We start from the raw sequence: 13,090 nt of genomic DNA on the forward strand, positions 1-13,090 counted from the left end.
AGGAAAAATATGTCAAGAAAACACAAAGCACCAGTTAGAGATGTTTTAGCAGATCCAGTTTTTAACTCAAAAATTATTACCAAATTAATTAACACTATTATGTTAGATGGTAAAAAATCTGTTGCTGAAAGCATTTTATATAACTCATTTGAAATAATTAAACAAAAAACAGGTAAAGAACCATTAGAAGTATTTAATATAGCATTAGAAAATGTAAGTCCTCAATTAGAAGTTCGTTCAAGAAGAGTTGGTGGATCTAACTACCAAGTTCCTTGTGAAGTTAGTGCTAAAAGAAAACAAACATTAGCATTAAGATGAATTATTCAATATGCAAGATTAAGAAATGATAAAACCATGGAAGAAAAGTTAGCGCATGAAATTATTGATGCTTCAAATAAAATGGGTGGAGCTATTAAAAAACGTGAAGATACTCATAAAATGGCTGAATCAAATAAAGCATTTGCTCACTTTAGATGATAATTATAAAATTTATTTAAATTATTTATATTAAAACTTTAAGGAAATATATGTCAAGAGAATATAAATTAGAAGATTATCGTAATATTGGTATTATGGCTCATATTGATGCTGGTAAGACCACCACAACAGAAAGAGTTTTATTTCATACCGGTAAAATTCATAAAATTGGTGAAACACATGAAGGTGCTTCACAAATGGATTGAATGGTTCAAGAACAAGAACGTGGTATTACTATTACATCAGCTGCTACTACAGCATATTGAAAAAATAAAAGATTAAATATTATTGATACTCCAGGACACGTGGACTTTACCATTGAGGTTGAACGTTCATTGCGTGTTTTAGATGGAGCTGTAGCTGTTTTGGATGCACAATCAGGTGTTGAACCACAAACAGAAACAGTTTGAAGACAAGCTACAAACTATAGAGTTCCAAGAATTGTTTATGTTAATAAAATGGATAAAATGGGTGCTAATTTTAAAGCATCAGTAGAATCTTTAAGAAAACTATTAGGAGCTAATGCCCATGCTATTCAATTAAATATTGGTGAAGAAGCTCAATTTACTGGTATTATCGATCTAGTAACCATGAAAGCATATGAATTTGATGGTAGTGTAGATGAAAATATGAAGGAAATTGAAATTCCAGCTCATTTAAAAGATGAAGCACAATTAATGAGAGGCTCATTAGCTGAATCATTAGCAGATTTTAATGAAGAAATAATGGAATTACTATTGATGGAAGAAGAAATTTCCCCTGAATTAATGAAAAAAGCAATCAGAACTGCAACATTAACTTCAACATACTTCCCAGTTGTTTGTGGTACATCATTTAAAAACAAAGGTGTTAAATTCATGCTAGATGCCGTTGTTGATTACTTACCAAGTCCATTGGATATTCCACCTATGAAAGCATACAAGGGTGAACAAGAAATTACTATTCCGGCTTCTGATGATGAATTCTTTTCATCACTAGCATTTAAGGTTATGAATGACCCATTTGTTGGAAATTTAACATTCTTTAGAGTTTATAGTGGGGTTATAACAAAAGGATCATATGTTTCTAACTCAACTAAGGGTGAAAAAGAAAGACTTAGCCGTATTTTGTTAATGCACGCTAATTCAAGAACTGATATTGAAGAAGTTAGAGCAGGTGATATTGCTGCTGCTGTTGGTTTAAAATATACAACAACCGGTGATACATTAATTGATGAAAAACACAAAGATATTGTTCTAGAAAATATGAACTTCCCAGAACCAGTTATTTCTCAAGCTATTGAACCAAAAACTAAAGATGCTTCAGAAAAATTATCTTTAGCTTTACAACGTTTAGGAGCTGAAGATCCAACATTTAAATATTACACCGATGAAGAAACAGGTCAAACAATTATTGCAGGTATGGGTGAATTACATCTTGATATTATTGTTGATAGATTAAAACGTGAATTTAAAGTTGAAGTAAGTGTTGGTGCTCCTCAAGTTTCATACCGTGAAACAATTACTAAATCAGCTGATGTTGAAGGAATTCATAAAAAACAATCAGGTGGTAAAGGTCAATATGGTCACGTATGAATTAAATATGAACCAAACCCAGATGGTGGCTTTGAATTTATTGATAAAATTGTTGGTGGTAAAATTCCAAAAGAATATATTAAGTCTATTGAAAAAGGTCTTAAAGAAAAAATGGAAATTGGTATTCTTGCTGGTTATCCAATGATCGATATTAAAGCAACATTATTTGATGGTTCATACCACGAAGTCGATTCTTCTGAATTAGCTTATAAAATAGCTGCTTCTAAATCATTAACTAAAGGTCGTGAACAACTAGGCACAGTTTTATTAGAACCTATTATGGATGTTGCTGTTGTTGTTCCAGAAGATTTCTTTGGTGATGTTATGGGTGATATTTCACGTAGAAGAGGTCAAGTTCGTGATAACGAAACAAGAAATGATGGTGCCCATGTTATTAAAGCATATATCCCATTAAGCGAAATGTTTGGTTACGCAACACAATTAAGATCAATGACAACAGGACGTGGAACATATCAAATGTGATTTGATCATTATGAAAAACTACCTCGTAATTTAGCTGATGAAATTATCAAAAAACGTGGTGGAAAAGCTTCAGTTGAAGAAGATTAAAATAATAAAAATAAAAAGTAAAAATATGGATTTTTTTAAAGTCCATATTTTTTAAAATAGCTTAAATTAAAAAGAAAATGTAATATTTTTCATTTTTTATATAAAAACCATTTTTATTTTTCATAATAAAAATAAAAAAAAAAAAAACTAATTATAATTAAAACAAAAAATTGATTTATTATTTAAATGTTTTTATTTAAATATTTAAATAAAAAAGGACATATATGGCATTTCTAAAAAATAAAAAAAATAAAATTGTATTTTTCAGTTTAATAGCAACAATTGTTGCATCTTCAAGTTTTGGAACTGTTATATTTATGGCAAATCAAAAAAATAGAAATGGAATTGAATATAATAATGATTTTGGAGCAAAAAGTGAATTATTTCACAAAGGAACACCAGATACAACTAACGCTATACCTTCAATTACAGATCACGGTTTAAAAGAAATAGAAAAACCAATTCTAATTGAAAAAGCTCCAGAACCTATTCCTGAATTAGTTCCAATCCCGCCAGTTTCACCAACAGAACCTAAAAAAGAAGAAATAAAACCTGAAATTAAGCCAGAATTAAAACCTAAACCAATCCCTATTCCAAAGCCACCTGTTATTATCGAACAACCTAAAGAAGAAATAAAACCATCACCAACTCCTAAACCAATTCCGCAACCCAAACCTGAAATTAAAAAGGATGAAACAGAGAAAATATTAGAAATAAACGGTGTTAGGGTTAAAGCTACTGTTACGCCACCAAAAGAAAGAGTGCAGGATCCAAGGTACGTTAAAGCTAATATTGCAAACCCTAAACCATATCGAAGTGTTATTGTGGGCACCATAACAAATGTTGAAGTTACTGATGAGTTAAGAAAAGCGACAGTAAATAGTTTGAAAAATGATAAAGAAGGTCTTAAAAACTATTTTCCTTCATATATTACTGATATTGTCGATACTCCCGAATCAAAATATTTTAATCCAGATGATTACATTAAACAAAACGAAGGAGTTTGGTTAAAGTTTTTAGATAAATTTAAAAGATTACTTGATAGTCCAAGAGTTACTGAGTTTTTAATTCCCGGTGCAGCGGAAGAATATAAAAATAAACAATTTAAAACATTAAATCGTAAATATGCTTGATTAATTAGTAAATTAGATTATTCTAAATTTACAAAATTAGGCAAAGGTGCTGAAAAATATTTAAAAGAAGGTTATACAGCTTCACCCGATAATGCTTATATTAATGAAAACGGTGAGCTTGATTCATATACATATTCACCTGCCCCTGGTTATAATAAAGTAACATCTAGATTAGAAAGAGATAACAAAAAAAGACGTGGTATTCCAATAAAAGGATATTATGGAAGAACTCCTGATCAAATTAGTAGCGGAAATTACCCAGGTTGAGATAAACAAGATGTAACGAAAACAAAATTTAAAGAATTCGGAGTCGGAGGATCTGACGGTATTAGAATTACTGAGCTAACGAATAAAAATCCTGAAGAAGGAGATTTGAAAAAAGCTACTGTTGTTGAAATTGACGCATCTAATTTCCAAGGTTATGCAAAAACTAAAAAATTAATTGAAGATTTAAAAGCAAAAAATATTGAAATTACTTCATATCGTATTAAAAATATGGGTAAAAAAGATGTTAATCAAACTTTTAAAGAAATTTTATCAGCTCTACCAGATAGATTAACTCAACTAGAATTATTTTTTGATCATCGAGCAACTAACACTGCTTCATTGATTGCTCTTGAAAATAAAAGTATCAAAGAACTTGGATTATATACATTAGGAAATTCACTTTTAGATGATTGAAGCATTAATCCTCTATCGTTTAGAAAAGTTGAGTGAATTAATACAATTGATTATAACGTAAGTAAACAAAATAAAGCAGGTGCTGATATTGCAACAAGAATTACTTTTAACACGTTAGCTTTTGAAGAAAGTGATATTTTAAAAACTGAATCTGATAAATACAAAAGAATAAATGAAGGATTAAGTTTAGTTTATTATTCTAGAAATAACGAAGGTGCCTTTCAAGGTAATTTTGGACCAGGTAATGATCCCGATCACGACGAAGGGAATAATAGCTATCCAACCCGGCTTGATTTTTCAAGAGCTCCTTCAATAAGATCATTAAAAGGTCTAAAATTTTATGATTGAATTACAAATTCTGGAAAGAAACCAAGAAAATTAAAGAATGTTAAATTTTATAATAATAATTCTTGATACGCGATTAGTGGTTATGATCTAGATAACGCACAATTCGATACAGTTATGGCTTTAGGTGAACCAGGAATGCCACCTACAAAGATTGAATTTAGTAACGGATTAGAAACTGATAGAATAAGAATTACATCTAAAGAAAAATTAACAGATTCTGCGTTATCTAATTTAAATTTATTAATTAATTTGTCTAGAATTTCAAGACAAATTGAAATTCCACAAGACGCATCAAGTGAATTAAAATCTCAATTAGAAAGCAATGGTTATAAAGTCTCATATGAATCAGACGAAACATTTAACTAATAATTATTTTAAGTTTTAGGAAATATAAAAAATATGAAAGAAAAATTAAATTTTAAAAATATTAAGAAAAATTATGCATTATTATCATTTTTGCCATTTGTATTAGTGCCAACTATCCCCTTAATATCTTGTGAAAAAAAAGAAGATAAAGAAGAAAAAACACTTAAATCAAATTTAGATTTATTAAAAAAAGAATTAGAAAATTTTAAAAACTCAAATGAAACATCCATTAATTCTAAACAATATACAGATGGTGACATACTAGCTAAAGAAGTTGAAGAATTTCTAAAAAAAGAAAATAAAAATATTACTGAACTTAGAAAGTATACAAACAAGATTAACAATGCCATTACGAATATCAAAAATGAAGATAAAAGAATAAAAGAAAATATTAAAAACAATGAAAACAATTTAAAACCAGATGAATCCTTAAAATATTCTGATGAAGACTTTTCAAAAGATATTTCATCATTAATTTCTGATAATTTGGATGATAAATTAGTTTTAATGTTTGATAATTTTTTAGGTGCAACTGATAAAAAAAATATCTTTGCAAGTGAACTTCAAGAAAATGCTTCAAGTTTGAAAATTAAGTCTAAAGATGAAGAATTAAATAAAAAAATTATATTTAAAGTTGAAAGCGTTATTTTAGAAGATAATGCTAATCGAACAGGAGAAGCTAAGATTAATGTTTCATTCATAAACAAGGCAACTTTAAAAAGAAAAAATAATATTTATTCATTAAGTGGTTTGAGAACTTCACCAGATAATAATGATTCAAATGGTAAACAACCAAATAATAAATTAGGTCCAAATGCAACCACTTCAGAAATAAATGAATATGTTAGTTTAAATCAAATGCAAAGATTTGAAAAAGATAATAAAAAGTATTTGGAAGGATTAAAAAGTCATTTAGAATTTAAGGCTGGTGTTAAAAAATGAAGCGATTTATGACCTAATGTAAAAGCAACTGAAAAACAAATTGCAGAACATGATAAAAAAGCTAAACAATTAGGACAAGACAGTTTTGAAAATTCAGCATATAAAGGTTTTACTACACCTTCTTATAATGAAGATGGCACTATTGATGGCGTTAATTTAACATCTTATGAATTAGGAAAACAACCTTCATGAGTTGACACAATTGGCAAGAAAGATATTTATAAAACAAATGGTTTAGCACGCCGTATAATTAATGAAAAATATTTGGATATTGCTAAACAAACATTTTCTTTAAGATTAACTAATTTAAACGATTATAGTGATGAAATAGCAAAGGCCGAGTATGCAATAAAACATTGACAAGATCCAAATAATGAAGATGAATTTAAAAAATTAAACGCTGAAAAACTAGAAAAGATAAAAAAAGATAGAGAAAAGGTTGAAGAAGAACTAAATAATAAAATAATCAATAATAAAGATCCTCATCTTACTGAGGCATTTCAAAAAGAAAAAGATGATGCTTTAGAAGGTTATGACAAAGAAATTAAGAGATTAGAAAATCATAATACAACTGAAGAAATTGAAGGATTGAAAAAAGATATTGAAGAATATAGAAAAAAAGCAGCTGAAAAAAGAGAATCAAAATCCGAAACAGGTACTGCTTGAATTTTAGATTATCAATTAGATACTAACGGCTATCCAACAAAATGATATTTAGGTACAAACTCACATGTTGCGAAGGCTATTACTAATAAATTACAAGCTTTTACGATTACAAAAATTGATAATGATTTAAAAGTTGGAGCTAAATTAAGAATTTCAGAAATGGATGATAACATAACGTCATTTAATTTTCAAACCCCAAGTGCTATTAGAAAAGTATTTGATGGAACTGATTATTTAAAAACTAGTCCTAAAGAATTTTTATCTGAGAAGCAAAAAAAAGAATTTGATGATTTGGAAGAATTTGTTGATTTTGCAGTTATTGAAATCGATTTTTCAAAAATAGATAAATTTACAGCTGTTTCAAATGATAAAGATGTTGCAAATAAATACCCAAAAGTTAGTGATCCTAATTTTTCTTCTGAAATAGCAAAAGAAATAACAAATAATTACGCAAATAATGAAGATAAACATATTAAATTTATAAAAAACTCATATTTAAAAGATTTTAATAAAATTGAATACCCGATAAAAGGAGAATTACCTAAAAATATTGATCATTTATATGCGCTAGGTTGACCTTCTTCAACACACGATTATTATTTAGAAGATTATATTGATAATGATCAAAAAAATAGAGTTAAATTTGGATATTCACATAGTTTATGAACAAATAATGATTCAGATTATTATAAAGCTAAAATTACCCAAGATGAAAGTGGACCTTCTTCAATTCCAAAAGCTAAATTAGATCGAGGTAATTTTTTATCATATCAAATCGGATATCGTTCATTTGCTTTTAAGCCTGGAGTTACTGATACATTTATAGCAGCTCCTAAAATTGGCGATGATTTTTACTATGTAGATGGAAAAAGATATGTAAATATGGGCCTTGGATATATTCCTAGACGTTGAGCTCCAATTGGAGGCGCTTCTGGTTCATCAATTAGAAATCAAAATAATGAATTAGTTTCAATTTATTATGCAACTAATGATAATGCTAGAGTAGGTTTATCAGTTGCTTTTAGATCTGAAGGCTTTAATTATGAAGGATTATATGGAAAATATAATTTACCACAATATGATTTAATTTATGGTGGCGGAGAAAATCAAAAAAATTCATATCGTGAAGCATTACAAAAAATATACAAAGAAAAAAATATAAAAACTAATTTATTTAAAAATGGACTTAATGAAATACCTGAAGAATTTAAATTTAGTTCATAAATTATTCAAACGCAAGTCTAAAAAAACTTGCGTTTTTTAATAAAAAATGGTTAATTTCTTGTTTAATCTATATTAGTTTATAATCAATTATGTAAAATAAATACTATAAAATTAAAATTTTTTAATAATTTCAATACATTAAAATTAAGTTATTTCGTTGAATAGATATAGTAAATGCATAAAATAAAATTAAAATATATCAATAAAATAGATAAAATTTAGTAGTTTTTTTATAAAAAAATTTGCAAAAAAAATCTAAAAATAAGTTAAATTTTTTTAAAAATTTTTATTCAAAATAGAAAAATCAGTCAAAAATAATTTTTATAAAAAATTAGTAATTATTTTTTCTATATATTTTAAATTTTAAAAAATTTATGTTATAATGCTTACGCAATATATGAAGACAGTAACGGCAAATGCTTAATAAAGTTACCGAGTATGTAAAAGTTTTTAAATATTGCAATCTTTACATAATTATAAATTTAGGAGGAAAAATGAGTGCATTAAGAGATGCTAAAGTTTTAGTTGTTGATGAAATCTCTAAAAACTTAAATGAGTCAAAAGCTTTATATGTAGCTTCATATAAAACATTAGATGTAGCCTCATTACAAGTTATTCGTAGAGAATTAGCTAAATACGGCGTTTTAGTAAAAGTTTATAAAAACCGTTTAGTAAAACAAGCTTTAAAGTCAACCGAACAAGAATCGTTAAATGATTTATTGCTTGGACAGAATCTTTTTGTTTTTGCTAAGCAAGACGATTTAACAACTTTAAAAGCTTTAGTAAAATTTAAAAAAGAATTCCCTGCTTTAGAATTAGTTGCTGGAATTTATGAAAATAAAGTTGTTGATGCAAAAAACTTAGACGAAATATCAAAACTTCCTTCATACGAAGAATCACTTATGATTCTTGGAAATTCATTACTTGCACCAATTAAAAATCTTGCAATTGGTTTAAATGAATTAGTAAAACAAGGAAATTTATCAGAATAATATAAAAGAAATAAATTAAATTTAAGGAGAAAAATTATGGCTAAATTAACAAAAGAAGAATTTGTTTCAGCATTAAAAGAAATGAACATTAAAGAAGTTATGGAATTAGTAGAAGGATTAAAAGAAGAATTTGGAATTGATCCTACTGCTGTTGTAGCTGCTGCTGCTCCAGCTGCTGCTGAAGCTGTTGAAGAAAAAACATTATTCAATGTAACACTAAAATCAGATGGTGGAAATAAATTAGCTGTTATTAAGGCAGTTAAAGACTTATTAGGTTTAGGTTTAATGGATGCTAAGAAATTAGTTGAATCTGCACCTGCACTATTAAAAGAAAATGTTAAGAAAGAAGAAGCAGAAGAATTAAAAGCTAAACTAGCTGAAGTTAAAGCTGAAGTAGTTTTAGATTAATTGATTAAACATTAAAAACGGGCTTAGTATAAGCCGTTTTTGTGTTTTTTATTTTAATATACAATATTTTAAAATTATAAATAAATTTAAACAAATTTAAATAATGAGGTTAGATATGAGTAATAAACCACAATATGTTTTAAGAAAATTTGGACCTATTACCGAACGTCGTGACTATTCAATTAGTCAAAATAAATTCGATACACCAGACTTTTTAAAAATGCAAAGAGATTCTGTTGAAAAATTTCTAACTTCTGGAGTAGAAGAAGAATTAAGAAATATTTATCCAATTGAAGCTAGAGGAAAAGTTAAAATTGAATATATTGAAAATTCGGCTACTTTTGAATATCCAAAAAAAACTGAATTTGAAAGCATTAAAGAAGCAAAACAAAAAGGTTCATCATATCATGGTAAGCTTAAAGCAAAATTAAAACAAATAAACGAAGAAACTGGTGAAGTTATTTCTGCTGAAGTGGTTTTTGCAGAAATTCCAATCATGACCTATGGAGGATCATTTGTAATAAATGGTTCAGAGAAAGTTATTGTTTCTCAACTTATTCGTTCAACAGGAGCTTATTTTGGTGTAAATGTTAGAAATAAGCAAGCAAATGACTTGTTTAATAAAGTAGAAATAATTCCACAAGTTGGTTCATGAGTTGAAATATATCACAAGACAACTTCATCTAACCCTGATACAATAAAAGTTCATATTGATAAAAATAAATCATTTTTATTAACTACATTCCTAAAAGCATTAGGATTTAGTGAAAATGGTATTTTAAATATGTTCGGTGATATCCCTGAATTAAATGAAACTTTAAGAAGGGATAAAACTGCTGGTGATACTCAAGAAGAAATTACAAGAGATGCGCAAGAAACTATTTATCGTTTAATTAGAAAAGGCGATAGAATGACTGCTGAATCAGCACGTAATTTAATTCCTTCAACTTTATTTAACGAAAAAAGATATAGTTTAACTGAAACTGGTCGTTTTACATTAAATCGTAAGTTAAATATAGCTGAAAGGCTTGTAAATACATATTTAGCTGAAGATATTGTTACAAAAAACGGTGACGTTAAATATCAAAAAGGATTATTAATAACCTGAGAAATTGCAAGAAAAATTGCTGAAGAATTTAGATTAGGTATTTTACCACTGTGAAGATTACCAGATATTAATGGTTCAGTTTATGGTAACCAATTAGAAATTTTGGGTAATGAAAAACTTTCAGAACGGCTAATGGTTCCACGAGTTTGAGTTTATCCAACCGAAAATGATTTATTGAATGATATAAATAAAATTCAAGTTTTAGGAAATGATCCAAATTCAACGGAGAATTTCTTATTAATTCCAGACCTAATTGCAACAATTTCTTATTACTTCAATTTATTATCAAACATTGGGGTTGATGATGATCCTGATTCATTAGTAAATAAAAGAATTGTTACAATTGGAGAGTTATTACAAAATCAATTTAGAATAGGTTTAATAAAATTAGAAAAAAATACTCGTGAAAGAATTTCGACAAAAGAAACTTCAAAAATTACTCCTAAGAATGTTACAAATAATAAACCTATTTTTAATCAATTTAAATCATTTTTTAATACATCAAAATTATCTCAATTTATGGATCAATGTAACCCACTAGCCGAGATATCAAATAAACGTCGTATCACATCATTAGGACCAAGAGGTCTAAATCGTGATACAGCACAATTTGAGGTTCGTGACGTTCACCCTACTCATTATGGTAGAATTTGTCCTATCGAAACTCCTGAAGGACCAAATATCGGACTTATCCTTAATTTAGCTTCATTTGCTGATATTGATAAATATGGATTTATTAAGTCACCGTATTTTAGAGTTAAAGATAAAAAAGTTGATTTTAGTAAACCTTATTATTTAACAGCTATTGAAGAAGCAGGATATTCATTTGCACAATCAACAGTTAGAATTGAAAATGATGAAATAATTGACGATTTAGTAATGGTGCGTCGTGATAATGAATATTTACAAGTTCCTGCTAATGAAGTAGATTTTGTTGGTGTTTCAAATCGCCAAATGACATCTATCGCTGCTTCTGCAATTCCATTTTTGGAAAATGATGATGCTAACCGTGCACTTATGGGGTCTAACATGCAACGTCAAGCAGTTCCTGTTTTATTCCCTGAAGCTCCATTAGTTGCAACTGGCGTTGAGGCTGATATTGCTAAATATTCATCAACAAATATTATTGCTAAATACGATGGTGTTGTTAGTTATGTTGACGCTAATGTGATAAAGATATCAAGAGAAGGAAGCAAAAAAACAGATTCATATTATTTAAGAACATTTGAAAGATCAAACCAAGGGACATTAATCCATCAAGTGCCGCTTGTTAAATTAAATCAAGAAATTAAAGCGGGTGATTTATTAGTTGATGGTCCATCAATGAAAAATGGAGAAATGGCTTTAGGTAAAAATGTTTTAGTCGGTTTTACAACATGACATGGATTTAACTATGAAGATGCTGTTGTTTTATCTGAAAGATTAGTAAAAGATGATGTTTATACATCTATTCATATTGAAGAGCAAACAATTCAATTTAGACATTCAAAAGCAGGTGAAGATATTTTAACTGCAGATATTCCTAATGTTTCAAATCATTCAAAACGTTTCTTAGACGAAAATGGTATCGTTAGAGTTGGTTCAGAAGTTTCAACTGGTGACATTTTAGTAGGTAGAACATCTCCAAAAGGTGAAGAAAATCCAACACCTGAAGAAAAATTAATGGCAGCAATTTTTGGTCAAAAAACTGCTTCAAGAAAAGATACTTCTTTAAAAGTTAAATACGGGCATAATGGAACTGTTGTTGCAGTTGATGTTTTAAGCCGTGAATTAGGTGATACACTAGAAGATGGAATTGAAAAAATAGTTAAAGTTTCAATAGCTCAAAAAAGAAAAATTAAAGTTGGCGATAAGATGGCTGGACGTCATGGAAATAAAGGGGTTGTTTCAATTGTTTTACCAGTTGAGGAAATGCCATACTTAGAAGACGGAACACCATTAGATATTGTTTTAAATCCACAAGGTGTTCCATCGCGTATGAACATTGGCCAAGTTCTTGAACTTCATTTAGGTTTAGCTGCTAAAAAACTAAATACAAAATTTGTTACTCCTATTTTTGATGGTATAACCCATAATCAAATTAAGGAAATTTTAGAAGAAGCTAAGATTAATTCATCAGGTAAATCAGTTGTTTATGACGGTCGTACAGGCGAGCCATTTGATCAACCAATCTCTGTTGGTATTATGTATTATTTAAAACTTTATCACATGGTTGATGATAAGATGCATGCTCGTTCAGTTGGACCATACTCATTGATTACGCAACAACCACTTGGTGGTAAATCACAAAATGGTGGCCAAAGATTTGGTGAAATGGAAACATGGGCAATTGAATCATATGGAGCAGCTAATTTATTGCAAGAATTACTAACTTATAAATCAGATAATATTAATGGACGTAATCAATTGTATAACTCATTAGCTAGAAAGACTAAATTACCAAAACCAGGTATGCCAGAATCATTTAATGTTTTAGCATACGAATTAAGAGGTTTAGGAATTAAACTAGAAGCTCACGATAATAGCAGTGATGAAAATGACTTCGAATTAGAAAGAGTTGATACTAAATATCAACAAGATTGAGATGGAGGAACTGAATAA

Annotated in this window: 7 protein-coding genes; all 7 read left to right on the plus strand. The window is 28.3% G+C overall.

The window, feature by feature from the left end:
* Nucleotides 1-9: 9 nt before the first annotated feature.
* The gene (gene rpsG, locus MCAN360_RS02285) at nt 10-480 is read left to right on the plus strand and encodes a 30S ribosomal protein S7 (RefSeq protein WP_045434090.1); all 471 of its coding nucleotides are present in this window, start codon (nt 10-12) and stop codon (nt 478-480) included.
* 47 nt (nt 481-527) lie between these two features.
* Nucleotides 528-2,621 carry an elongation factor G gene (fusA, locus tag MCAN360_RS02290; RefSeq protein ID WP_045434092.1) on the plus strand — a complete coding sequence of 698 codons (2,094 nt, stop codon included), beginning with the start codon at nt 528-530 and terminating at the stop codon, nt 2,619-2,621.
* Nucleotides 2,622-2,845: 224 nt separating this feature from the next.
* The gene (locus MCAN360_RS05645) at nt 2,846-5,149 is read left to right on the plus strand and encodes a putative immunoglobulin-blocking virulence protein (RefSeq protein WP_045434095.1); all 2,304 of its coding nucleotides are present in this window, start codon (nt 2,846-2,848) and stop codon (nt 5,147-5,149) included.
* A 33-nt stretch (nt 5,150-5,182) separates the two neighbouring features.
* Nucleotides 5,183-7,981, plus strand: coding sequence for an Ig-specific serine endopeptidase MIP (mip, locus tag MCAN360_RS02300; protein ID WP_045434098.1), 2,799 nt, complete (start codon nt 5,183-5,185; stop codon nt 7,979-7,981).
* 494 nt (nt 7,982-8,475) lie between these two features.
* Nucleotides 8,476-8,973, plus strand: a complete 498-nt coding sequence (rplJ, locus tag MCAN360_RS02305; protein WP_045434100.1) for a 50S ribosomal protein L10 — start codon at nt 8,476-8,478, stop codon at nt 8,971-8,973.
* 36 nt (nt 8,974-9,009) lie between these two features.
* Complete coding sequence (gene rplL / locus MCAN360_RS02310; protein WP_045434103.1) at nt 9,010-9,381, plus strand: 50S ribosomal protein L7/L12; 372 nt, start codon at nt 9,010-9,012, stop codon at nt 9,379-9,381.
* Nucleotides 9,382-9,496: 115 nt separating this feature from the next.
* Complete coding sequence (gene rpoB, locus MCAN360_RS02315; RefSeq protein WP_045434106.1) at nt 9,497-13,090, plus strand: DNA-directed RNA polymerase subunit beta; 3,594 nt, start codon at nt 9,497-9,499, stop codon at nt 13,088-13,090.

The sequence above is a fragment of the Metamycoplasma canadense genome, from assembly GCF_000828855.1.
GTDB lineage: Bacteria > Bacillota_I > Bacilli_A > Mycoplasmatales > Metamycoplasmataceae > Metamycoplasma > Metamycoplasma canadense.